Below are 23880 nucleotides of genomic sequence, written 5' to 3' on the forward strand. Positions count from 1 at the left end.
GCTAGCCGGCGTCGAAGTAGGACGTCTGCAGGTAGTCGTGCACCGCCTTGGCGTGCACCCGGAACGACCGACCGACTCTGACAGCGGGTAGTTCTCCCGAATGCACCAGTCGATACACCGTCATCTTGGAAACCCGCATCAAATTCGCCACTTCGGCAACGGTGAGGAACTGTGTTCCTCCTCCGCCGATGACAGGACCGGAACTCGCAGAGCTGTTTCCAGACATCATTGCGCCACTGACCTCCGGCACGTCCGCGCCGCCGGCTTCCCCACCGGCGGAACAGACACGCACGTGCTCCCTCGAGCTTAGCGTGACCAGTGGGATTGCTGCGACGGGTGGGAGAAATAGCAGTGTCACCAGCGGATGTCACGTCACACGCCGGTGCCGCCGCGAGGTCGCACGCAACCGACATCCGGTCGCCACGGCACGGTTACTCGCCGGTCGACCCCTGTTCGACCGAACGGCGCTTGGCCGCGTGCAGCGCCTCCCAGAACGCCGAGCGCACCGCGCCCCGCTCCAGTTCGCGTACCGCCGCCGCTGTGGTACCCGCCGGGGAGGTCACCGCCGCCCGCAGTTCGGCGGCGTCCTGACCGGACTCCTCGAGCAGCGCCGCCGAGCCCAGCATGGTCTGGACCACCAGTTCGGTGGCCACGTCGCGGGTCAGGCCGAGGCCCACACCCGCCTCGACCATCGCCTCGACGACCAGGAAGAAATAGGCGGGGCCGGAACCGGATACGGCGGTCACCGCGTCCATCTGGCTCTCGGCGACGGTGACGACCTTGCCCACCGCGCCCAGCAACTCGGCGACGACATTCAGCTGCTCGGCCTTGGCGTACCGGCCCGCCGCGATCGCGCTCATCCCCTGGCCGACCAGCATCGGGGTATTCGGCATCACCCGCACGACCGGGAAGCCGGCCGGCAGTTTCGACTCCACCCGCGCGGTGGGCACACCGGCGGCCAGTGAAACCAGGATCTGGTCGCGGTCGTTGTCGAGTTCGAGTTTTCCGAGTTCCCCCAGCACGGCATCGACATCGTGCGGCTTCACCGCGACCACCAGCACATCGGATCCGGTGGCCGCCTCGGCCAGACTGTCGGTGACCCGGATACCGAACCGCTCACTCAACACCTGTGCGCGGGCCGGCACCGTCTCGACGACGACCAGATCCTTGGCCGGCCGCCCGGCCTCGAGCAGCCCGGCAATCAACGCCTCGCCGATCCGTCCGCCACCGATCACCGCAATTCTCGTCATGACGCCCAAGGCTATCCGGGCCGGGCGGCGGCTGCGGTGCAGGGGCGACCGGGCGGGCGATCGCCGAGGTAGTCAGCGCGGCAGCGGGATCAGCGCGAGCTGGCGTGTCTGGGCCACCACCGCACCCGTGCTGTCGAGGACCAGCTGATCCTCGTCGAACATGCGCTCACCGATCTCCTGGGCCGTCGCGATCACCCGCAACCAGCCGGGTGCGGGACGACGCCGCAGATAGGTGGTGAGTTGAACCGTCGGAGCCCAGCCGAATCGGCCCAGATTCATCGGAACCGGGGGGCTCATATCGCCGGCCATCATGGCGAAATAGGCGGCGATATCGGGATCGTTCTCGTCCGCGGCCCGCGGGCGAATCCACAGCCGCAGTCGCGGTTCGCCCGTTTCTCCGGCGAGAAAGCGCGCCCAGGACGGGTCGATGGCGACCGATGAGCCCTGAGCGACGTGGACCAGCCGGCCCATCGGCGAATCCGGTTCGTAGACCAGCGCGTCGGCGGGTGGTTCCGCGGGCATGTCGGTGACCTCCACGCGGCGATAGGCCGGTTCGGCATCGTCGAGATGGCCGAAGGTGAACGCGGAATGCACCAGCGTCCGGCCGCCCTGCACCAGATCCGCGTCCACCAGGCAGATCTGCCGGCCGGTCTTGCGGATCCGGACCTCGTATTCGACCGCACCCGGATCCGGAGCGCCCAGGAAATCGGTGCTGGCGGCGATCGCGAACATGTCGGCCAGATCCGGGTGCGCGGCGCGCAAGCGGGTGGTCGCGGCCGCGGCGGAGGTGGCGACCATGGTGCCGCCGTGCAGCTTCTTGCCGATCGTCCAGATCGGGTCGATCACCCCGCGGTACCGCGCGACCTCCCCGGAAACCTCCACCTCGGTGACCGCGCACACCTGGCCGAACGGTGCGTCGTCCAGCTCGGGCCGTCCTGTCTCGACCGCCAGTTCCGTCACCCGCCGCTCCTTCCGTCGTCCCCGACCGTCCCCGCCTCGTACGCCGTACAAGTCTGCCGGACCCGTCCGGGATTCCCTACCGGATGTGACGAACTACCGCCCCGTAACCGCCGCCTTCCATCGGCGGAGCGGAGACACGAGATACAAGGCCCGGCGAGCGGCGGCCGAACCTACTGCACTCCGGTCGGCTCGCGTCCCGGCACCGGCTGCAGGTTGTTCAGATGGGTGCGCGCGAATCGCAGTGCCCGCCCGAGCATGGCCGCGCGATCGGCGGTGGTGCGCGCGTTCTGAGTGTTCACCTCGATCACGGCATGGCCGCGAAAACCGTTGCGCACCAACGATTCGCACACTTCCACACACGGCTGCGCGCCGTCGCCGGGGACCAGGTGTTCGTCGTGGGCGGCACCCCGGCCGTCGGCCAGGTGCAGATGCGCGAGGCCGCTGCCCATCCGGGCCGCCAGCGTCAGCGGATCCATCCCGGCGGTCGCGGTATGCGACAGATCCAGGGTGTAGTGCCGGAATCCGGTATCGGTCGGATCGTAGGACGGGCTGAAGGCGGTCAGCGACAGCCCCGGGCCGCCCCGCCGTTCCAGCCGCCGCGCCGAACCCGAGCGGCGGCCGAACAGCGAATCGGCCCGCATCGGGAACATATTCTCCACCGCCACCACCACGTGACTGTCGTCTTCGAGCTCGGCGACCTGCGTGGCGAAGCCCTCGGCATAGCGGCGCTGCCAGCGGAACGGCGGATGGACGACCACGGTCGCCGCACCGAGTACTTCCGCGGTACGCACACTGCGTTCGAGTTTGGTTACCGGATCGGCGCCCCACACCCGCTGCGAGATCAGCAGACACGGCGCGTGCACGGCCAGTACCGGCACCGCGTAGCGGCGCACGTAGCCCTGGACGGTGGCGATGCTCTGGCTGGCCGGTTCGGCCCAAACCATCAATTCCACACCGTCGTAACCCAGGTCGGCCGCATACCGGAACGCCGCCTCGGTGTTCTCCGGATAGACCGATGCCGTCGACAAACCCACCTGAACGGTGGTCCCCACCTGACCGCTGTGCCCCACTGCTGCTCCCTGCTCAGTTCGTGCTGAGAAGAAAGGCTAGCGGCCCGAGCGTCACGAAGATGCCCACAACGACCGCGATCACAGTGCTGAGAATGTCGTCGGTGCGGCGCAGGACTCGCACCAAGGCCACCAATCCGAGGATGACCACCATCGCCAGCACCAGGGCGACGAACGGCATGATGTCCCACATCTGTTCGAAGCCCTTGAACAGCAACATTCCCGCGACCGCCGCGCCGACGGCCTGGCCGCCGAGGATCAGCCACTGCCGCCGGTTGATGTCCTCGACGCTGCGGCTCGCGGACGGGCGCGGCAGCGACAGCCGGCCGGCGAGCGGGAACTTACCGCTCAGGGCGAGCCGACGGGGTGCGGCCCGGCGCCGACGTGGCGCGCGGACCTCCTCCTCCTCGAATTCCTCGTCGTCGTACTCGTCCTCGGGTTCGTCGAGCTCGACCGGCGCGTAGTATTCGGTCCGCGCTTCGGCCGGGTCGAGCAGATCGATCACGCCGCGCCGCGGCAGATGATCACGGCGCGCATCCGCCCCGCGCCGTTCCGCGCGTTCGTCGGCGTCACGTAGCAGATCTCCGGCAACGGTCTGCCCGGAGAGCAGTTGTTGATCCCGCCCGGCAAGCGACCAGCCCGGCGATCGATCCTCGGCGGGTTCGTCCGAACGATCGTCGCGGGGAGAATCGTCGAAATCTCGGGGAGCAGAAGTAGGCGCCGGCGGCCGGCGGCGCGCAGACCAGGCGGGCAAACCGTTGCGAGCCGGCATATCTGTCGCATTGCGACCCAGAACTTCGGTGGCATGTGGTCCCGGGCGATCGAATCCGCTGCCGTCGGGGCCCGGCGGATAGCCCGGCGCGCCGAATTCGCGATCGACCGGAGCGCCGAATTCCCTTCGCGCAGAAGGCGATTCGGGCGGCACCCAGGCTGCCGTCGGCGGCATCGGATCGGCCGACGGCGCCGGCGCACCCGGATACGGCGGCACCATCATGGTGTTCTGCTCGTCGGGCTCGGGCCGGTGCCGACGGCCGGTCCGTCCCGAATCGATCGGCGCCTCGGGAGCGGCGAACGATCCGCCCGCCTCCCGTTCGGCCAGCGCCTCTCGCAGTTCTCGGCGGGCGCGGCGTCCCGAGGGGGCGGGGGCGGAATCGAGCCCGAACGGAGTCGGAGCACCGTCCGGCGCGGCATGCCGGGTCGCATCGGGGTCGAATGCGGGAGCTCCGCCGTAACCGCCGGCGGGTTCGAACGAGGACGGCCGGAAGGTGTTCGGCTCGTACCCCGGGGGCTCCCAGGACGTCGGCGCGCTCGGCGGCTCCGGGGCGGCTGCCAACGGATCGTAGAAGCTGATCGGCCCGGAGATCGGCGATTCGGTTTCGTATCCCGGCACCGAGAGCTGGAAGTCCGGCATCGGTTCCGGCGCCGGATCCGGCTCGGGCGCGGCATGCGAGGACGCGCCCTCGCGGACCGCCGGTAAGTCGCCGGTCAGGTCGGTTACCGCGATGCCGCGTCCGCCGCGTCGCCGCCGCCCACCGCCGGAAGCCGGAACACCCTGGCCGTTACGCGCCAGCAGTTCGGCGACCGACAGCTGCGTCGAATCCTCACTCATGCTGGGTCCTTTCCCACATGACCGGCTGCCGCATCGATCATCGCGATACGGATTCGGTCGGGCCCGGCACACCGATGGGCCGAGTACTACCCGCACCCGGGTCACTGCCCAGGTCGGTATCCAGTTTGCGCAGGATCAGTCCCTCGCGCAGCGCCCACGGGCAGATTTCGAGCGTATCCAGGGACAGCGCCCGCATACTCGCCTCCGCTACCAGTGCACCGGCCACCAATTGTTGTGACCTGTCGGAACTGACACCTTCCAATTCTGCGCGGTCGGCCGCGGTCATCCGGGAGATGAAGGCGATCAGCTGCCGCAGACCGGAACCGGTGAGGGTACGCCGCACCCGCGGACCGGCCGCCGATGGGGCGGCGCCGGTCAGCCGGGCCAGCGACCGGAAGGTTTTCGAGGTTCCCACCGCCAGGTCCGGGCGGCCGACTTCGAGTAGTTGTTTGGCCGGGACCACCAACTCCGCGTCGAGCCAGTCGCGCAACACCGCGACCCGCCGCTTGCCCGGCGGATCGTCGTGTAACCAGTCCCTTGTCAATCGCCCGGCACCGAGTTGCAAAGACAGTGCCGCGTCGGGAGCTTCGTCGCAGCCGTTGCTCATCTCGAGCGAACCGCCGCCGATATCCAGGTTGAGAATCCGTCCCGCGCTCCACCCGTACCAGCGACGCACGGCCAGGAAGGTCAGCCGCGCCTCGTCCACGCCCGAGAGCACCCGCAGATCGACGCCCGCCCGGTCCCGGATCTGTGCCAGCACGGCATCGGAATTGGCGGCCTCCCGCAGCGCCGAGGTGGCGAAGGGCATCAACTCCACGCAGCCGGAAGTCTTTGCGATGCTGGCGAATTCGCTGATCGTCTTGGTGAGCTTGGCCGCGCCCTCGGCAGTGATGCAACCGGCGTCGTCCATGTTCTCCGACAGCCGCAGGGTGGCTTTGGTAGAGCTCATCGGCATCGGGTGCCCACCCCGATGCGCGTCCACCACGAGCAGGTGGACGGTATTACTTCCCACATCGAGGACACCGAGCCGCACATGAATACGGTACCGGGGTCGGTCGCGACACCGGAGGACGAACCGGAACATCCCTGATCGACGGCGCCCGGCAACGGCCACGAATCCTCGTCCCGAGGGCTCGTCACCCGGCCCGGGACTGGGCCGCGACCGGGCGAACTGTTAGCGTCTGGCGATGTGACCGCAGGAGCATCCGCGCACGTCCCGCCCGCGCCCGAGACGGCCCCCGCCGGGCTGCGACCGGCTGCGAAGATCGATCCGGCGCCGGAGGTCGATCTCGACTTCCCGCGGGAGTGGATCGAATTCGTCGATCCGGCAAATGCCGAGCATGTGATCGCGGCCGATCTGACCTGGCTGCTGTCGCGCTGGACCTGTGTCTTCGGCACGCCCGCCTGTCAAGGGATCATCGAGGGCCGCCCGGACGACGGCTGCTGTTCGCACGGCGCGTTCCTCTGCGACGACGACGATCGCAAGAAGCTGGCCAAGGCCGTGAAGATGCTGACGCCGCAGGATTGGCAGCTGATGGACGAGGCGCGCGACCGCGACGGCAAGGTGCGCAAGAAGCTGTATCTGGAGGAGGACGAACTCGACGACGAGCCCGCCATCCGGACCCGCCGCTACGAGGGCGCGTGCATCTTCCTCAACCGCCCCGGCTTCGCCGGCGGCATCGGCTGTGCCCTGCACACGATGGCCCTGCGCAAGGGCATCGAGCCGCTCACGGTGAAGCCGGAGGTCTGCTGGCAGCTGCCGATCCGGCGCACCCAGGATTGGGTCGATCGCCCGGACGGGGAACAGATCCTGCGCACCACGATCACCGAATACGACCGGCGGGGCTGGGGTCCCGGCGGACTGGATCTGCACTGGTACTGCTCGGGTTCGCCCGATGCGCATGTCGGCAGCCGTCCGGTGTGGCAGTCCTACGCACCGGAGTTGATCGAGCTGATCGGACAGCCGGCCTACGACGAACTGGCCCGGCACTGCCGGCGCCGCGAAGGGCTGGGCTTGATCGCGGTGCATCCGGCCACCACCGCCGCCCGCGAGCGGACCGAGAACGATCCGGCCGGGAATATCTGATCCGCCAACCCATTTCGTAGGTTTATGGATATCACGCCGGGCACACCGGCATCGGAGCCCCCTGCCGGCGCGCGCGGGGGCACCCCGGGAACAACAGCCGAACCCTCCGGACCGGATTCCGGTCCCGCCTTGCGCACCACCCGGATCCTACTCGTCTCCGGCAGTACCCGGCCGGGTTCCACCAATACCGCCGCCTTGCGTACCTTCGCCGACATCACCGGACCGACCGTCGCGGCGGAATTGTTCACCGGGTTGGCCGATATCCCGGCTTTCGTCCCCGGAGATCAGCCGGCCCCACCGGCGGTCGGTGAGCTGCGCGAACGGCTCGCGGCCGCCGATGCCGTCGTGTTCTGCGCACCCGAATACGCGGGTTTGCTGCCCGGCAGTCTGAAGAATCTGCTGGAGTGGACGGTCGGCAACGCCGATCTGCACGAGAAACCGGTGGCCTGGATTTCGGTGGCGGCGCCGGGCCGCGGTGAGGGCGCCGTGCAGTCGTTGCGCACGGTCCTCGGATACGTCGGCGCGGTGGAAATCGAATCCGCCTGCCGCTGGATCCCGGTCACGGGCGCGATGGTCGAAGCCGACGGGACGGTCGCCGATGCGGCGGTGCGGGCGGCGCTGGCCGAATCGGCGACCGCGATCAGCACATATCTGGCGACGGCCGGATCGTCGCCGGGATTGTGAAGCGCCGATGTACGGTCACCGGCTCGCCATGCGCGCTTCACGTACCCGTGATAGGTGTAAGTCATGATGAGGAAACTCTTGGCTACCGCAGCTCTCGCCGCCGGCGCGGCCCTGGCCCTGGCTCCCGCCGCTCAGGCCGATCCGGCCACCGATCCCGCTCACTACTCGCTGCAGAACGATCAGTTCGTCGTGTACACCGACCCGGCCGCCCTGCAGGCGCAGCAGAACGGCAAGCAGGTCATCGTGAGCCCCTACGGCACGTCCAAGCCGATCGCCTGCCGCGACAACACCGCGCCGCTGGACGACTGCTGGCAGCGCGACGATTTCGGCTGGTTCCCGCTGCAGAAGCAGGAACTGCCCCAGATCGGCACCGCATGGGTGCACGTCGTCTGACCGAATCGTTTCCCAGGCCTCTCCGGTATCGAAAGAAGAGCAGATATCGAAAAAGCCGCGAAGTCCGCTCGGACCTCGCGGCTTTTTGCTGCCCGGACTCCGTCAGGCCTCGAGCTTGTAGCCCAATCCGCGGACGGTGACCAGGTGCTCCGGCTTGGCCGGATCGGCCTCGATCTTCGAGCGCAACCGCTTGACGTGCACGTCGAGGGTTTTGGTGTCACCGACGTAATCGGCGCCCCACACCCGATCGATCAACTGGCCGCGGGTGAGGACCCGGCCGGAATTGCGCAGCAGATATTCGAGCAGATCGAATTCCTTCAACGGCAGCGTCACCGACTTCCCGTTGACCTGAACGGTGTGGCGATCCACATCCATCCGCACCGGGCCGGCCTCGAGCACACCGCTCTCGCCGGAGCCGTCCATCTCCTCACCGGCGCCGCGGCGCAGCACCGCGCGGATGCGGGCGATCAGCTCGCGTGAGGAATAGGGCTTCGTGACATAGTCGTCGGCGCCCAGTTCCAGCCCGACGACCTTGTCGATTTCGCTGTCGCGTGCGGTCACCATGATCACCGGCACACTGCTGCGGGTGCGCAGTTGTTTGCACACGTCGGTGCCGCTCATTCCGGGCAGCATCAGATCCAGCAGCACGATGTCGGCGCCGGAGCGGTCGAACTCCGACAGCGCGGATGGCCCGTCGCCGACGACCGTTACCTCGAAGCCCTCCTTGCGCAGCAGGAATGCGAGCGGATCGGCCAGCGACTCCTCGTCCTCGACGATCAACACACTGGTCATCGGGTTGCCTCCACACCGTTTTGTCCGGCCCGCCGGCGCGGACCGTCGTCGTTCCTACCCACCCCGATTGCGGTGGGGTTCTTCCTCTCCGCCGCGGGGGCGGAATTCTGGTTGCCGGATTCGACCGCAGGAATGCGCAGGGTGAAGGTGGAGCCGGTACCCAATTTGCTCCACAGCGTGATTTCCCCGTTGTGATTGGCGGCAACATGTTTGACGATAGCCAGCCCCAGTCCCGTTCCGCCGGTGGCGCGCGAGCGCGCCTTGTCGGCTCGGAAGAACCGCTCGAAGACCCGTTCCTGGTCTTCCTTCGCGATTCCGATTCCGCGGTCGGTGACGGCGATGTTGACGTGGCCGTTGCGCAGCGACCGGCTCACCGAGACGTGCGAGCCCTTCGGCGAGTAGTTGATCGCGTTCTCGACCAGATTCGACAGCGCCGTCACCAGCAGAGTCTCATCCCCCAGGATTTCCAGCCCGCTGTTGGCATCGGTGCTGACCGTGATGCCGGCGGCCTCGGCGGCGGTCCGGGACCGTTCGATGGCCGCGTTGACCACGGTGTCGACATCGACCGCCTCGAGCTGTGGCAGCTTCTCCGCACCTTGTAGCCGGGACAGGGCGATCAATTCGGTGACCATCTTGCCCATCCGGTTCGACTCGGCGAGCAGACGGCGACCGAAGTGCCGCACCGAGTCGGGGTCGTCGGCCGATTCCAGCATCGCCTCGGCCAGCAGGCTCATCGCCCCGACGGGGGTTTTGAGTTCGTGGCTGACATTGGCGACGAAATCGCGGCGGGTGGCCTCCATGCGGGCCTGTTCGGAATCGTCGTCGGCGAACAGCACCACGAAGTTGGATTCGCCGCGCGAGAGCGGGCGGGCCACGCCGCGCACGGCGATCCGGCTCCGGCCCGGCAGGGGATTCTTCAAGGTCTGATCGAATTCGACGTCCTCACCGGTGGCGATCACCTTCTCCACCGCCGCCCAGGCGCGCTCGTCGAGCAGCCGGTTGCGGACCAGACCCAGTTCCTCGGCGCGGGGATTCACCAGGACGACGTCGCGGTACTCGTCGACCACCGCGATGCCACTTTCCGAGGCCAGCACGATCAGGTCCAGCACCTGGGACATGGTGAGCCCCGATTCGGCCTGCCGGCGCTGCGCCTGCCGGGCGTTCACATAGGGGATGACCAACCCGCCCACGGCCAGACCGACGACGGCCGCGAGGACTGCCAGCAGCACGGCCTGGGGAACGCTCACATCAAGAATCGTACGGTCGCGCGCACGTACACCAAACCCGGGTTGACGAAGTTTCGCGCAGGTCACGGGTGATTCCGCGGTCGTTGGCCGGGTGTTCACACAAAGTTGGCCGGCACGAGGATTGGTTCCGAACGGCGGTTTTCGGCCGTCCGACCGGGGGTGTTCGTCCACATTTCGTTGCGCCGCCGGGCATCTGGAGAGACCGCGCGGTCCGTGTTCGCGCCGCGCGCCGCCCCGGTGGAATATGTCGCATCAACAGTTCCGGACGGCAGATGTGAACTCCGCCTCAACGCCGGGCCGCGCGGATCCGCCGGAACGCGAATGCCACCGCCAGGGTCCCGACGTATGCCAGGCACAGCGCGATCACCGCGATGAACACGCGGGTGCAGAACTCCTGGAACCCGCCGTGGTCACCGCCCTCGTAGAGCGTGGCGCCCAACAGCGACCAGAACCAGCCCTGCGCCGCCAACGAGGTGAACACGATCGCGGGCGGGATGTCGGAGAACTTGTCGGCGGCGAACGATTCGTTCCGCGGCCCGGTCAGGTTCGGCTCGATCCGGCCGAGCAGCACCCCGAGCCAGTAGAACAGCACCGCGATCAGGCCGAGGGTGAACAGCACGGTCGGGAAAGCGATTGTGGCCCTGACGAATCCGCTCATCCGATACCCCTCCCTGACATTCTCGGGCCAGTGTATCGCCGTCCGTCCGGGCCGGCCTTCGCCGGGAACGAAAAGTCCCGGGTACGTACGCCGTTGTACGTTCCCGGGACAGTCGGGGAGCACCTACTGGGTCACCAGCCGGAATCTCCCTTGACCGGGATGTTCACGAAGCTCGGGGCATTCGGGTCCAGTTGCACATGTTCGGGCTTCAGGCCGGTGTCGACGAGCATGGGCGCGATCGGCAGCCCCTTGGGGAAGTTGCCGGCGTAGACGTCGACCCGCAGCCGGTGACCGGGGGCGAGGACCGCCTGCGTGGCGGGTAGCGCGATGTTCAGCTCGGTCGCCTCGCCGGGAACCGTCGGCTGCCGCTTGTCCAGCGAGGTGTAGGCGCGTGGATCGGTGTAGTCGCCGTTCTCGGACCGGCTGCTGTTCGCCTCGTCGACCTCGCGCAGCGAGGCCATCAGCTGTCCGGAGGACAGGACGGTCGACTGCCCGTCCGGCGCGACATCGTTCACGGTCACGGTCCAGTAGCCGTCGGCGGCGTCCTGAACGGTGTTGAGCCGCACCGCGATCGGGCCGGAGATCGTGGTCTCCCCCGCGACCGGTGCGCTGGTGAAGGTCAGCGCGTTGGTCTCCGCGACGCGCGAATCCTTACCGCACCCGTCGATGATCGCCAGCACACCGGCGGTGGCCTGCGCGGCATCGTTCGAGCACACCGTGGTCAACCCGGGCGCCACCGTCAACCGGGCCGGCGCACCGGTGAATTCGGCGGTCAACGACCCGTCGTAGACACTGGTGGCGGTACCGCTGCGATCGGCGGACAGATACATGCGCCGGTACTTCGCCGCCTCCTCGGCGGGCGCCGACGGCCCGAATCCGCCCTGGGTGATCCAGCCACCGCCCTGCTGTCGCAGTGTCACCGGGCCGTAGGTGTCGATCCCGTTGTCGATTCCCTTGAGCCACTTGTCGAACCACGCGCGCTGCAGCACATCCAGCCGCGGCGGCAGGCCCGGCTTGCCGTATTCGTTGCCCGAGTTGAGGTGGTAGGTGTTGCCCATGAACAGCTGCTTCTGCCCGGGCGGCAGCGGAATGGCGTTGTAGATCTTGGATTCCGAATAGGTGAACAGATCGTGCCAGCCGCCGGTGACGAAGGTCGGCACCTGAATGCGACTCGGATCGCCGAGCCAGGCCTGCCGCTCCGACGACATGTCGTTCAGCATGTTCTTCACCCGCGGATCCAGGGTGTTCATATCGGTATTGGTGTAGGCGTTCAGCAGAACGTCCATGTAGGTGTACGGGTCGCTGATCCGGTCGTCCAGCCATCGGTTGTCGAACTTGCCGGTCAGGATCGACTGCACGTCCGGCACCCATTTCAAGGTGTTGATCGCGGTCAGCCACAGCGGAATGAAATTGAAGCCGAAGCCGCCGCCGGGCGCGAGCACATCGTCGACCAGATCACTGCCGGGCACCACCGGGAAGATGGCCTTCAGCGCGGCCGGCCGCTTTTCCGCGGCCTGCACCTGATTGATTCCGGAGTAGGAAATGCCGGTCATGCCGACCTTGCCGTCCGACCACGGCTGCTGCGCGGCCCAGTCGATCACCTCGACGGTGTCCTGTTGTTCGCGCTGCCGCAACATATCCCATTCACCCTGGGAGAAGCCGGTACCGCGCACATCGACCACGACCTGGGTGTAACCGCTCTTCACCAATTGCCGGTCGACGGAGAAGTTGCGCAGTTCGCCGCCGCCGAACGCTTTGGTCAGGTCGGTCACTCCGGACAGCGGGGTACCGCTCAAGTCGATCTGGCGGAACAGGTTCAGCAGTGCGTCGGACAGGCCCGGAATCGATCCGGCGTGATCGGCCAGATTCGACACCAGTTTGGTGTACGGGGTCATGTTCACGATGACCGGCGTGCGGGTGTCGACCGGACGACTCGCGGCGTCGGCGGGCCGATACACATTGCCCTTCAGCACCGTGCCGTCGCTCATCGTGATCGGCACATCCCAGTCGATGTGGATGTTCGGATACTGCTGCGGGCCGTCTTCGGTGGCGGTCCACGCGGCACCCGCGGTGCCGCCGTCCGGGCCGGCCGCCACGGGCCCGGCCTGCGCCGGGGTGGCGAAGAATGGAACTGTCACCGCGGCGGCGACGGCCGCAACTGTGGCGCGCAACGCGTACTTCATCGGACGTGATCCGCCTCTCGAAATGGTCGAACGACCGAGAGTGTATCTACCGCCGAGTAAGTTGCAAACCATCGGTTACAACTTCTGCAAGGAAAATCTCTCAACTTCTCAGCCTCTCGCCCGGCTCGGATGACCAGCAGAAAACCGACCGATTCACCTACCGAAAGTTATCCACACCACTCCCCACCGGCCCGAACGCCACTACCGCGGACACCCCACGGATGCGGCACCCCGGGTAGAGCAATTCCATAGCAATACCGAGATGGGAGAGATGTAGGTCACAAAATGCAGAGTATGGCACAGCGAGAGCCGATTCCGGCCGAACCCGCGATATCGGAATCCGCTCCCGCCCAGCATGTTCGAGAGACGAAAAACGCGCCGCGGTCGACGACCGCGGCGCGCAGGATTTTCGGATTCGGTTTATTTCCCGCCCTGGCTCGCCACCGCGGCCGCACCCGCCGCGGCGGCCTCCGGATCCAGATACGCCGCCGGACCGACCGGACGCAGGTTCTCGTCCAGTTCGTACCGCAACGGAATTCCGGTGGGAATGTTCAGTCCGGCGATATCCTCGTCGGAGATTCCGTCCAGATGCTTCACCAGTGCGCGCAGCGAATTACCGTGCGCCGCAACGAGAACGGTCTTGCCGGCCAGCAGGTCGCGCGAAATCGTCGACTCCCAATACGGAACCATGCGGGCGACGACATCCTTCAGGCATTCCGTCGCCGGCACGTCGATCCCCGCATACCGCGGATCACCGTTCTGGCTGTATTCGCTGTCGGCCTCGATCGGCGGGGGCGGGGTGTCGTAGCTGCGGCGCCACATCATGAATTGGTCGTCGCCGTACCGGTCGCGGATCTGCGCCTTGTTCTTACCCTGTAGCGCACCGTAGTGCCGCTCGTTGAGCCGCCAGTCCCGAACCACCGGAATCCAATGCCGATCCGCGGCGTCGAGGGCGATATTCGCGGTGCTGATCGCCCGGCGCAGCAGCGAGGTGTAGACGATATCCGGCAGAATGCCGTGCTCGGCCAGCAGTTCACCGGCCCGCTTGCCCTCGGCGACACCCTTGTCGGTCAGGTGCACATCCACCCAGCCGGTGAACAGATTGAGAGCATTCCATTCGCTTTCGCCGTGGCGCAGCAACACGAGGGTGTACGTCATGCGGGCCATGCTAGTAGTTGCCCACTTTCCCACCGTGTGCGCGCTCCCGGTGGGCGAGCGGCCACGCCCCCGCCGATGAACGCGCGCGGGACCTACCAGCTCACGGTCAGGTCGTAGGCGGTCAGGATTTCCTGCAGCGCGGGGTTGATCTCGGGCGGCAGGACCTCCACCCCGGCATCGGCGGAGGTGGCCAGGCCGTTGGCGGTGTGGGCGGGTCCGGTCCGGCGCAGCCAGACGGCCCAGCAATCCCATTCACTGCCGTGGCGTGACCCGTAGAGGATGCCGTGCGCCAGGGTGTCGTCGTCGAGGGTCAGCTGCCAGATCCGGGTGGCGATCGCCGTGGTGAGCCAGCGCTGATCGCCGCGGAGCTCGGCCACGGTGATCTCTTGTAAACCCCGCTCCACCAGTGCGATCGGAGCAGCCTTCGCGATGGCCGACAGACTCGCCGCCGCCTCGATATCGACGAACCACCCGCGGGCCGGCAGGGTCAGGTGGTAGAGCCGATATTCGCTGAGCCACATCATGTTCAGCTCACGTGGTGGCCGATGCCCGGCGTTGCGCCACTCCTCCTTGATCAGTGATTCGAGTTCGTCGTCGGAGGCCACATCGTCGAAGAACAGCGATGCGCGCACGGGGAGTTTCGGTTTGAGCGGGGCGAGCAGCTCGCCGTAGGCGCCCTGTTCGGTACTGGCGGCGTACACGGTCTTCTGACCGGCGACGTCGTAGCGATTCCACTCGTCGCGCGGCTCCTCGCTGGACAGCCCACGCTGGAGCGGATTGAGCGGACCGTACGAGGGTTTCGCCAAACGGTAGACCTCGCGGCAGGCGGCGGGGACGAGCGCGAATCCGGTTTTGGCGCAACGCCGAGCACTTCGGGTCTTGCGCACGGACACGGATCTCCCTCTTCCGACGGCTCAGCGTGGAAGAAGCTTATCGAAAGAGGGAGTAACGCCGAAGACGGGTACCGCCGGTCAGTTGTCGCTGCTGTCGACGAATGCTACTGCGGCAGCGATGGTCTCGCGGAAACGGTCCGCCCGGATGGCCAGCGCCGGCGACTCCTCGCCCAACCGCGGGTTCGCCCCGATGAACCACGACCGCGCGATATCGCTGCCCTCGGAGGTGGCGAGAATGATCCAGCAGCGATGCGCGACCTGCAACCGGGCCAGCGCCGCGTCGCGCGGTGTCGGACCCTCGGCATGTGACCACTTGTGCGGCAGCTTGCGGTCGCGCACCCCGGCGATCAACGCCACCAGGGTCGGCCCCAGATGCTGAACGAGCTGCCGCGCCAACTCGGCGGGGCGTAGCCGCGCGGTATCGATATGGCTGGTGATGGCGACGTCGTTCACAGCGGTCATCACTTCACACCTCCTGCGCACGAGTCTGCCACTGCAGAGCAGATAACCAAGTGTAGCTGCTTATGCCACCAAAATGCAACCGTTTCTGCTACCGTAACCATCCGTCCGGAATGTCGATCGCCTGGTAGGAAGCCTGCTCCTTGCGAATGCCCCGCCGCCCGAACGGAAGCCGCTCCTCCGGCCTGCACAGCCCGCCGTCCCCGGCCGCGGACGCCGATGCCCTGACCGTCAGCCTGCACTACCTGGTCTACTACCGGGACGAATACGAACGCGCCCGCCTCGTCGTCAAGACCCGAGCCAAGCGGGTCGTGGTCTGGACGGCGGTCGCGAACGGTGTGATCGCGGTTCTGGGTACCGCGGTGGCGGTCTTCCAGGCGCCGTGGATCGGATTGCTCAGCACCGCGCTGGCGGCGTCCATCGGGGTGGTCACCGCGTGGGACGGTCTGTACCGGCATCGCGAGATGTGGATTCAGCGCAGCGTCGTCCTCGGCCAATTGCAGGCACTGTTACGCGGGGTGGAATTACGCCGGGCCCAGCACGAGGACCCCGAACTGCTCGCTCGCGAGACCATGATCCAGCTCAACGCGCTGCTGGAGGAAGATCTGGAGGCGTGGACATCGCTGCGCCGCACCCAACCGCTGGCCCGGGACAGCGGCGAGGCGAACACCGAGGACGGATAGCGCACCCCCTCGAATCAGGCTGATCCGATTGATTCCCCGCCGGCGCGGCCGACCCGACAATGGCGCTGACCGCCGGATCGCACGGTGGCCAGCCGCGATGAGGGAGTCGGCCATGACCGAAACGGGCGCAGCGCCCAATCCACAGGACCCGGGGACGACGCCCCCGGAAACCTCGATATTCCGGCGCGTCGGTGTCGACTGGTGGGCGGTGATCGTCGCGGGCATCTTCGTCCTGCTCGCCGTCGCCGATGCCCTGCCGAAGATTTCGTGGTGATCCGATGGCTACCGAAACCACCACCGCGGCAACCGAACCCGCCGAGTCGCGGAACGCGCTGACCTACCTGCCGGGTATCGCACTGCTGATCGCGGTCGGGCTCCTCGGCAAATACACCCAGATCTGGGTGAACGACCTGGCCCACGATCACCACTGGCGTTTCCCCGATATCGAATACGTGCTCTGGGCCATCGTTTTCGGCCTGATCATCGCCAATACAGTTGGGGTGCCGAAGATCTTCCGGCCGGGCATCGGCACCTACGAATTCTGGCTGAAGGTCGGCATCGTGGCGCTGGGATCCCGATTCGTCCTCGGCGACGTCGCGAAACTGGGCGGGACCAGCTTCGTGTTGATCCTGATCGATATGACGGTGGCCGGCGCGATCATTCTCACCGTGGCACGGCTGCTCGGTCTGTCCGGCAAGCTGGGTTCGCTCCTGGCCGTGGGTACTTCGATCTGCGGTGTGTCGGCGATCGTGGCCGCGCGTGGCGCGATCCGGGCTCGCAATGCGGAGGTCGGCTACGCGATCGCGGCGATTCTCACTCTCGGCGCGGTTTCGCTGTTCGCCCTGCCGGCGATCGGACACGGCTTGGGGCTGACCGATCACGAATTCGGCCTCTGGGCGGGCCTGGCGGTGGACAACACCGCCGAAACCACCGCCACCGGCTACGCCTACTCCGATCCGGCCGGCAAGCTGGCGGTGCTGGTCAAATCGACGCGCAATGCCCTGATCGGATTCGTGGTGCTTGGCTTCGGCCTGTACTGGGCCGCGCGCGGCGAGGCCGACACCATCGCTCCCGGCCTGCGCGCCAAGGCGGCCTTCGTCTGGGCGAAGTTTCCCAAGTTCGTCCTCGGCTTCCTCGCGGTCTCCGCGCTGGCGACCGCGCATTGGATCGACAAGGCGCAGTTGACGAATCTGGCCAACCTGTCGAAATGGGCCTTTCTGCTCACCTTCGCCGGGGTCGGCCTCAACACCGATTTCCGCGAACTCGGGCGCAACGGATGGCGTCCGCTGGCGGTCGCGGTGATCGGGCTGGTCGCGGTCGCCACCGTCTCCCTGGGGCTGGTGCTGTTCACCGTGCGCGTGCTGCATTGGGGAGTGGTCGACTGAGTAGTACTGCGGACGCACCACCCATCCGAATCTCGTGTCGGCGCCGAATAACCAGGGCTCGGTATCGGAACGCACTGCTCGAGAGAAAGGAACGCCGGTGGTCAACGGAATCATCGCGGTTGTCGGAACCCTCGCCTCGAACCTCGGCACGATCATCACGGGCCTGATCAACCTGCTGCTCTGAGCGATATCGGCCCCGGCACAGCCGAACGGACGCGCCGGGGCCTGCCGCTTCCCTCGGCACCAGGACGCATCGGCCCGGATCGGCGGAACGCGAAAGCCTCACTCGGTGGCCAGCGCCGCCGCGCCCACCAGGGTGGCGCCCGCGGTGATCGGTGATTTCAGTACCCGCAGGTCGCGGATGAAGCCGAGACGCGCATGCTTGTCCACTGCCGCGAGCAGCGGATCCCAGAGCGGAGCTCCGGATTCGGCGAAGCCGCCGCCGATCACCACCCGATCGATGTCCAGCGTCGCGGCCGCCGACGAAATAGCCTGTCCCAGTGCGGTTCCCGCGCGCGCCAGCGCCGCCGAGGCGATCGGGTCACCGGCTGCGGCGGACCGGGCCAGATCCACTCCGGAGGCACCCTGCCAGCCTTGTTCGCGCGCCCAGCGGACCGACGACATACCGCTCGCAACGGCCTCCACACAGCCGACTCCGCCGCAGGCACACGGCACATCCCACCCCGGCACCACGATATGTCCGACGTGACCGGCATTTCCGGTCCGCCCGACCACGACCCGGCCGTCACTGACGATGCCGCCGCCGATGCCGGAGGAGACCGTCATCGCCAGACCCGAACGCACACCGCGCAAGCCACCGACTCGATACTCGGCCAACGCCAACGCGGCGCCATCGATGGCGAATCGGATATCGGCGCGCGGGAACAGCTCCCGGACGGCGGCCACGATCGGAAAGCCCGCCCGCCACTCCGGGATGTTCAACGGGGCGGTCGTCCCCGCATGCACGTCGACCGGACCCGCTGCCGCGATACCGAGCGCCGACACCTCGAATCCGGCACCGCCCGCAGCCGTGACCACCTCTGCCAGAAGCCCCCGGCAAACCTCCCACACCCCGCTCGCCGGCACCTCGGCCCGGCGGATATGCCGTAGGGGCAGCGAATCCGACTCCGCGGTGGGGCGGGCGTCCCGATTCGGTGATACCGCCGCCGCGAACTTGGTGGCACCGATATCCAGCGCGAGCACTCCCACGTCGACACCGCCTTCTCGGACATCCAGCTCGGGCGCGGTGAACGCTACCGCGTCGGGCGCGCTCGAGCATCGCACCCGCGGCCGCTCAGGAGTCCTCGGTGTCCACCAGATGTTCGAAGGCGCGCAGATTCTTCAACGACTCGCCGCGCGAGACCCGCCACTTCCATTCGCGCCGAATGGATTCCGCGAAACCGAGCTCCAGCAGAACATTGAAATCGCCGTCGACGGCTTCGAGGATCTGACCGAAGACGCGATCCAGTTCGTCCGGCGTGACGGCGTGCGTGGCGATGCGCCCGACCAGGTAGATGTCGCCGACGCGATCCAGCGTGTAAGCCACCCCGTAGAGGCGACGGTTGCGGCGCAACAGATATTTGTACACACCCTCGAAGTTCTCGTCGGGCTTGCGGCAGACGAAACATTCGAACCGGACGCCGTGCTTGCCGACGGTCAACATCACCGTCGTCTTCAGCTTCCGCTCACCGGGCAACACCACGACGAAGGTATCGACACCCTCACGGGTGTAATCGATCTCCCGCTCGCGGACGGTGTCGTCGATCAACTGCGCGGTCTCGGCGATGGTGTCACTCACCGGCGTACCACTCCCATCCGGCGCCGCCACAGCGCCCGCGACCTGGCCTGACTGCCCTCTGTCAGCAACGTACCCGGCATCCGCGACCGCACACCTCGCTGTCCGCTCACAGCCTCGGCGTAGCAGTCCAGCAAGCCCTCGGCGGTGTGTTCCCAGGAGAATCCGGCCGCATGGTCCACAGCGGCGGCCCCCATCCGGCGCAGCCGCTCCGGATCGTCGAGTAGAGCGCGTAACGCCGCCGCCCACTCGTCGGCCCGATGCCCCGACACCAACGTGCCCGAAACCCCGTCCCGCACAGCGGTACTCAAGCCGCCGACATCGGCGGCCAGTACCGGGGTGCCACTGGCCTGCGCCTCGATCGCGACCAACCCGAACGATTCGTTGTAGCTGGGCACCGCGACCAGATCCGCCGCCCGATACACCTGGACCAGGCGATGCGGCGGCTGCGGCGGCAGGAAGGTCACCCGCTCGGAGATGCCGAGTGTGGCGGCCAATTCGATCAGGGCGTCGGGCCGCTCCAGACCGGTACCGGACGGGCCGCCGACGATCAGCACCCGCAGCTTCCGATCCGGCTCGGCGCGCAACACCTCCGCGGCCGCGAATATCAGCACATCCGGCGCCTTCAACGGCTGGATCCGGCCGACGAAGGCGACCACCTGCTCATCGGGCGCGATCCCGAATTCGGCCCGCGCCGCAGCGCGATCACCGGGACGGTAGCGGGCCAGATCCGCGCCGGGCGGCACCACATCGATGCGATCCGAATCCGCGCCGTACAGTTCGACCAGCTGGCGGGCCTCCTCGGCGGTATTGGCGACCAGCCGATCCGATTCCGCGATGATCTGCTTCTCCCCCACCACCCGCGACAGCGGCTCCGGCGTATCGCCCTCGGCCAGGAAGGCGTTCTTCACCGCCGCCAGGGTGTGCGCGGTATGCACCAGCGGCACCCGCCAGCGGTCCCGGGCCAGCCATCCGACCTGTCCCGACAACCAGTAGTGGGAATGGATCAGGTCGTAGTAACCCGGCTGCTGGCGGGCCTCCTGACGCAGCACCTCCGCCGCGAAGGGACACAACTGGGTCGGCAGATCGTGCTTGTCCAAACCCTCGAACGGGCCGGCCACCACGTGCCGCACCAACACCCCCGGCGCGGCCTCGACCACTGGCTCATCGTTCGACGACGTCGCTCGGGTGAAGATCTCCACCTCCACGCCCCGGCGCGCCAGCTGGACCGCCGACTGCAGCACGTAGACGTTCATTCCGCCCGCATCGCCGGTACCCGGCTGCGCGAGCGGAGAGGTGTGCACCGACAACACCGCGATCCGATGCGGACGTTGTTCCGGGCGATAACTCACACACTCCAGTGTGCACGCACAGGTCTCCGGGGCGGCACGCGCTCCGTCGACGAGTGAGCGCTCTCACAGTGCCGTCGACGGCCCCTCGCCGCGGCGGATCTCGGCGTTCGTCGAGATCCAGCGGGAGAGCTCCGCGGTGCTCGAGGGGACCAGTTCCGGGAATCAGTTCAGCGAGTCGACGAATTCGGTGAGTTCGGCGGCGAAGCGGTCCGGGTCCTCCACGAACAGGCCGTGCTGGGCGCCCTCCCAGTACGAGGTGCGGGCGGTCGGCGCCTGGGCGGCAATGTAGCGGCCGTTGTCCACGGGGACGACCGGGTCCGCGGTCCCGTGCATGACGAACACCGGAACATCCAGGGCGCGAAGGGTTTCCGTGTTGTCCACGGTGCGGTAGAACAGCGCTTTGCGGACCCGGGGCGGGGTGGCCAGACTGCCGCCGAACAGGCGCTGGGCATCCTCGCCCTTGTCCCGGCCGGGGCCGGTGTTGGCGTTGCCGAAGGCGGCGAACCCGCGCATCGCCCAGCCCGCACTCTCCTCGAAGACGTCGGGAATCGCCTGCTGCATCGCCGGGCCCGGCTGGGCGCCCGCCACCTCGCGGCCGATACCGGCCTGCGATCCGCAGTAGACGACCCCGGCCAGGGCGCCGGTACCGTAGGCGGTCAGATAGTCGCTGAGCACGATGCCGCCGTAGGACCAGCCCAGCAACACCGCGCCGGCGGAAATACTCTCCGCCGCCAGCACCGCGGCCACATCGGCGGCCCAGTTCGCGGGATCGTCGTATCCCTGCTCGGGGGCATCGGAGTACCCGTGCCCGCGCAGATCCACGGCGATCACCCGGAAGCGCTCGGCCAGAATCTCCGCCGCCCGACCCCAACACCGCAACGTGCCCGCCCAGCCGTGCAACAACACCAGCGGCCGTCCCTGCTCCGGCCCCGAGACCCGATACACGATGGTGGTGCCGTCCTTGCTGACTACTTCCCGAATCGCCATGTTCGCCAGGCTAACGGTCGGCGACATGGGCACGTCGCGGCCGGTAGCTCCGATGGCGATGTCCGCACGCCCCTGCGCGGTTACGCAAGCTGCCGTCTCCGGGCCGTGCTCCCACCGCTGTGCCGATGGCGGTGTCCGCACACCCCTGCGCGGTTACGCAAGCTGCCGTCTCCGGGCCGTGCTCCCACCGCTAGGCTCGGGCGCATGAGCACTCGTCATGCCGTCGTCACCGGAGCGAGCTCGGGAATCGGCGAAGCGACCGCCCGTGAGCTCGCGAAGCAGGGCTATCACGTGTATGTGGGGGCGCGCCGGGTGGATCGGCTGCGGGCACTGGCCGACGAGATCGGCGGTACCGCAATCGAACTCGACGTCACCGACGAGGATTCGGTGCGGCGGTTCACCGATGCGGTCGAGCGGGTCGACGTGCTGGTCAACAATGCCGGCGGGGCCAAGGGCCTGGCTCCGGTCGCGGAGGCCGACCTCGACGACTGGCGCTGGATGTGGGAAACCAACGTGCTGGGCACGTTGCGCGTCACCAAGGCGCTGCTGCCGAAACTGATCGACTCCGGCGACGGCCTGATCGTCACCATCACCTCGGTCGCGGCCTTCACCGCCTACGACAACGGCTCCGGCTACACCTCGGCCAAACACGCCCAGGCGGTGCTGCACCGCACGCTGCGCGGCGAGCTGCTCGGTAAGCCGGTGCGGCTCACCGAGATCGCACCGGGTGCGGTGGAGACCGAATTCTCCCTGGTCCGCTTCGCCGGCGATGCCGAGCGCGCGGCGAAGGTCTACGAGGGTATCGACCCGCTGGTGGCCGCCGATATCGCCGAAATCGTCGGCTTCGTCGCGAGCCGCCCCCCGCACGTCAACCTGGACACGATCGTCGTGAAGCCGCGCGACCAGGCCGATGCCGGCCGCTTCGCGCGCCGGACCGCACAGTGAACCGATCGAGCTAACTTCCGCCGCGCACCGGGCCGGGCGGCACCGGCGTCGCCGACACGACCGGGGACGGCTGTCCGTGGAGGGCCGACATGGTCTTCCAGGTTTCCCAGTCGATGGTCCAGTCGTAGATGTCGCCGTCGGCGGCGGACAGGGCGATGGACGTGCCGGTCACCTCGACCGGGTCGCCGTAGAGTGCCGTCGGGAAGTACTGCTGGGCGTCGCTGGTGCTCAGGTTGATGCAGCCGTTGGTGACGTTCGTATTGCCCTGTGCCGATGCCGATTCCGGGTTCGCGTGGATGAATTCGCCGTTGTTGGAGATGCGTACGGCCCAGCGTTCGCGAACGTTGGTGTAGTACGGCGGATTCGACATCAGGAAGTCCTCGTACTTCTCGGTCACCACGTGAATGCCCGAACGAGTCACGTTCCGCGCCTCGTTGCCCTCGCCGTAACTGCACGGGAAGTCGAACAGCGTCGAACCGTCGCGGATCACCTGCACCCGGTGGCTGGGCGCGTACCCCTTCACGATCTGACTGCGACCGATGGTGAACTGCGAGGACAGATCGGAATTGCCGTAGGCGCCGTCGCCGAGCTCGAGTCCGTACAGCTTCGCGGTGAAATGGACCGCCGTGCCCGGGGCCCAGTAGTTGCGTGGCCGCCAGTGCGCGCGGGAACCGCCGTTCTCGTCCGGCAACCAGGCCCAGCCACCCTCCGTCTCCGGCGTGGTGGTGACCGTCAGCGCCTTCTCGACCGCTTCCTTGTTCTCGATGTGCTTCTTGAACTGCAGAATGATCGGCGCCGCGATACCGACCTCCTGCCCGTCGCCGATATTGACGGTGGCGGGCACGGTCTGCTTGGGCGCGAGCGTGGTGAACTTGCCGTCGATCGGAACCGGCTTGCCGTCGGTGCCGACCGCGGTCCCCGACCAGGTGTAGGTGACGCCGTAGCCGAGCGGCTCGTTGATCGTGAAGCTGCTCTTGTCGGGCGACAGCGTGCCGGTGACCTGCTTGCCGTCCGGATTGGTCAGGGCCACCTGGTCGATGCGGCCGCTGGTGACGGTCACCGATATCGGGGCGACCGGGTTGATGTCGGCGGCGCCGTTACCGGGCTCGAATTTCACCTTCGCCACGGGTCCGGAATCCTTCGGCGCGGCCGTACCGCTCCCGCCGCCGTTGGAACATCCGGCCACCAGCGCGGCCACCGCCAGCTGGCCGGCCCCGACCAGTACGGCTCGGCGGCCGGTAATTCCTCGAATGCTCACTTCCGCGAATTTACCGCGCGGCTCGGACCCGACGAA

At 67.6% G+C, this 23880-nt stretch carries 26 protein-coding genes; 8 read left to right on the top strand and 18 right to left on the bottom strand.

Annotated elements, in window-relative coordinates; all coding sequences use genetic code 11:
• Position 1: 1 nt before the first annotated feature.
• The 6 genes from ON37_RS23745 to ON37_RS23770 all read right to left on the bottom strand — a co-directional run bounded on the left by ON37_RS23745 (position 2) and on the right by ON37_RS23770 (position 5919).
• Positions 2–229, bottom strand: a complete 228-nt coding sequence (locus tag ON37_RS23745; protein WP_030516190.1) for a helix-turn-helix domain-containing protein — start codon at positions 227–229, stop codon at positions 2–4.
• A gap of 202 nt (positions 230–431) precedes the next feature.
• Positions 432–1250, bottom strand: a complete 819-nt coding sequence (proC, locus tag ON37_RS23750) for a pyrroline-5-carboxylate reductase (protein WP_083893239.1) — start codon at positions 1248–1250, stop codon at positions 432–434.
• Positions 1251–1322: 72 nt separating this feature from the next.
• On the bottom strand, positions 1323–2150 hold the full coding sequence (locus ON37_RS23755; RefSeq protein WP_040722513.1) for a thioesterase family protein: 828 nt from the start codon (positions 2148–2150) through the stop codon (positions 1323–1325).
• 230 nt (positions 2151–2380) lie between these two features.
• Positions 2381–3244, bottom strand: a complete 864-nt coding sequence (locus tag ON37_RS23760; protein ID WP_051031975.1) for a sugar phosphate isomerase/epimerase family protein — start codon at positions 3242–3244, stop codon at positions 2381–2383.
• 49 nt (positions 3245–3293) lie between these two features.
• The gene (locus ON37_RS33725) at positions 3294–4886 is read right to left on the bottom strand and encodes an Rv0497 family membrane protein (RefSeq protein ID WP_051031971.1); all 1593 of its coding nucleotides are present in this window, start codon (positions 4884–4886) and stop codon (positions 3294–3296) included.
• Positions 4887–4923: 37 nt separating this feature from the next.
• Complete coding sequence (locus tag ON37_RS23770; RefSeq protein ID WP_051031976.1) at positions 4924–5919, bottom strand: Ppx/GppA family phosphatase; 996 nt, start codon at positions 5917–5919, stop codon at positions 4924–4926.
• A 213-nt stretch (positions 5920–6132) separates the two neighbouring features.
• Here ON37_RS23770 and ON37_RS23775 point away from each other — a divergent pair, with 213 nt between their 5' ends.
• The 3 genes from ON37_RS23775 to ON37_RS33730 all read left to right on the top strand — a co-directional run bounded on the left by ON37_RS23775 (position 6133) and on the right by ON37_RS33730 (position 8049).
• Positions 6133–6972 carry a DUF3109 family protein gene (locus ON37_RS23775; RefSeq protein WP_051031977.1) on the top strand — a complete coding sequence of 280 codons (840 nt, stop codon included), beginning with the start codon at positions 6133–6135 and terminating at the stop codon, positions 6970–6972.
• Between the two features lie 129 nt (positions 6973–7101).
• Complete coding sequence (locus tag ON37_RS23780; protein WP_040722448.1) at positions 7102–7656, top strand: NADPH-dependent FMN reductase; 555 nt, start codon at positions 7102–7104, stop codon at positions 7654–7656.
• A gap of 63 nt (positions 7657–7719) precedes the next feature.
• Positions 7720–8049 (top strand): hypothetical protein, encoded by a 330-nt coding sequence (locus ON37_RS33730; RefSeq protein WP_040722450.1) that lies wholly within the window; start codon positions 7720–7722, stop codon positions 8047–8049.
• 102 nt (positions 8050–8151) lie between these two features.
• Here the strand turns inward: ON37_RS33730 and ON37_RS23790 are convergent, their stop codons facing one another.
• The 7 genes from ON37_RS23790 to ON37_RS23820 all read right to left on the bottom strand — a co-directional run bounded on the left by ON37_RS23790 (position 8152) and on the right by ON37_RS23820 (position 15442).
• The gene (locus ON37_RS23790) at positions 8152–8841 is read right to left on the bottom strand and encodes a response regulator (RefSeq protein ID WP_030516181.1); all 690 of its coding nucleotides are present in this window, start codon (positions 8839–8841) and stop codon (positions 8152–8154) included.
• Complete coding sequence (locus ON37_RS23795; protein WP_040722452.1) at positions 8838–10088, bottom strand: sensor histidine kinase; 1251 nt, start codon at positions 10086–10088, stop codon at positions 8838–8840. The genes ON37_RS23790 and ON37_RS23795 overlap by 4 nt, the downstream gene beginning before the upstream one ends.
• Before the next feature lie 286 nt (positions 10089–10374).
• Entirely contained in the window at positions 10375–10746 is a 372-nt protein-coding gene (locus ON37_RS23800; RefSeq protein WP_157171565.1) for a hypothetical protein, read from the bottom strand.
• Positions 10747–10877: 131 nt separating this feature from the next.
• Positions 10878–12929 (bottom strand): CocE/NonD family hydrolase, encoded by a 2052-nt coding sequence (locus ON37_RS23805; protein ID WP_040722456.1) that lies wholly within the window; start codon positions 12927–12929, stop codon positions 10878–10880.
• A gap of 420 nt (positions 12930–13349) precedes the next feature.
• Positions 13350–14087, bottom strand: coding sequence for a phosphoglyceromutase (locus ON37_RS23810; RefSeq protein ID WP_040722521.1), 738 nt, complete (start codon positions 14085–14087; stop codon positions 13350–13352).
• A 92-nt stretch (positions 14088–14179) separates the two neighbouring features.
• Positions 14180–14974 (bottom strand): RES domain-containing protein, encoded by a 795-nt coding sequence (locus tag ON37_RS23815; protein WP_157171566.1) that lies wholly within the window; start codon positions 14972–14974, stop codon positions 14180–14182.
• Between the two features lie 84 nt (positions 14975–15058).
• Positions 15059–15442 (bottom strand): hypothetical protein, encoded by a 384-nt coding sequence (locus ON37_RS23820; RefSeq protein ID WP_040722458.1) that lies wholly within the window; start codon positions 15440–15442, stop codon positions 15059–15061.
• A gap of 146 nt (positions 15443–15588) precedes the next feature.
• On the opposite strand from ON37_RS23820, the gene ON37_RS23825 reads away from it, so the two are divergent.
• The 4 genes from ON37_RS23825 (at position 15589) to ON37_RS33105 (ending at position 17691) form a co-directional block, all read left to right on the top strand.
• Positions 15589–16122, top strand: a complete 534-nt coding sequence (locus ON37_RS23825; RefSeq protein ID WP_040722459.1) for an SLATT domain-containing protein — start codon at positions 15589–15591, stop codon at positions 16120–16122.
• Positions 16123–16234: 112 nt separating this feature from the next.
• Positions 16235–16396, top strand: a complete 162-nt coding sequence (locus ON37_RS33570) for a hypothetical protein (RefSeq protein ID WP_085997377.1) — start codon at positions 16235–16237, stop codon at positions 16394–16396.
• A gap of 4 nt (positions 16397–16400) precedes the next feature.
• Positions 16401–17507, top strand: a complete 1107-nt coding sequence (locus ON37_RS23830; RefSeq protein WP_040722460.1) for a YeiH family protein — start codon at positions 16401–16403, stop codon at positions 17505–17507.
• A gap of 34 nt (positions 17508–17541) precedes the next feature.
• Positions 17542–17691 carry a hypothetical protein gene (locus tag ON37_RS33105; protein ID WP_157171567.1) on the top strand — a complete coding sequence of 50 codons (150 nt, stop codon included), beginning with the start codon at positions 17542–17544 and terminating at the stop codon, positions 17689–17691.
• A gap of 98 nt (positions 17692–17789) precedes the next feature.
• Here the strand turns inward: ON37_RS33105 and ON37_RS23835 are convergent, their stop codons facing one another.
• The 4 genes from ON37_RS23835 to ON37_RS23850 form a co-directional block, all read right to left on the bottom strand.
• Positions 17790–18716, bottom strand: a complete 927-nt coding sequence (locus tag ON37_RS23835) for an ROK family protein (RefSeq protein WP_040722522.1) — start codon at positions 18714–18716, stop codon at positions 17790–17792.
• 85 nt (positions 18717–18801) lie between these two features.
• A complete protein-coding gene (locus ON37_RS23840; RefSeq protein ID WP_373282080.1) occupies positions 18802–19305 on the bottom strand; it encodes a type III secretion system chaperone family protein in 504 nt (167 codons plus the stop codon).
• The gene (gene mshA, locus ON37_RS23845) at positions 19302–20654 is read right to left on the bottom strand and encodes a D-inositol-3-phosphate glycosyltransferase (RefSeq protein WP_040722461.1); all 1353 of its coding nucleotides are present in this window, start codon (positions 20652–20654) and stop codon (positions 19302–19304) included. Before mshA ends, ON37_RS23840 begins: the two co-directional genes overlap by 4 nt.
• Positions 20655–20816: 162 nt before the next feature.
• Positions 20817–21641 carry an alpha/beta fold hydrolase gene (locus tag ON37_RS23850; protein ID WP_040722525.1) on the bottom strand — a complete coding sequence of 275 codons (825 nt, stop codon included), beginning with the start codon at positions 21639–21641 and terminating at the stop codon, positions 20817–20819.
• A 204-nt stretch (positions 21642–21845) separates the two neighbouring features.
• On the opposite strand from ON37_RS23850, the gene ON37_RS23855 reads away from it, so the two are divergent.
• A complete protein-coding gene (locus ON37_RS23855; RefSeq protein ID WP_040722462.1) occupies positions 21846–22586 on the top strand; it encodes an SDR family NAD(P)-dependent oxidoreductase in 741 nt (246 codons plus the stop codon).
• 10 nt (positions 22587–22596) lie between these two features.
• On the opposite strand, the gene ON37_RS23860 is transcribed toward ON37_RS23855, so the two are convergent.
• The gene (locus ON37_RS23860; RefSeq protein ID WP_083893242.1) at positions 22597–23844 is read right to left on the bottom strand and encodes a L,D-transpeptidase; all 1248 of its coding nucleotides are present in this window, start codon (positions 23842–23844) and stop codon (positions 22597–22599) included.
• Between the last annotated feature and the right edge of the window lie 36 nt (positions 23845–23880).

Source organism: Nocardia veterana NBRC 100344 (assembly GCF_000308855.1).
GTDB lineage: Bacteria > Actinomycetota > Actinomycetes > Mycobacteriales > Mycobacteriaceae > Nocardia > Nocardia veterana.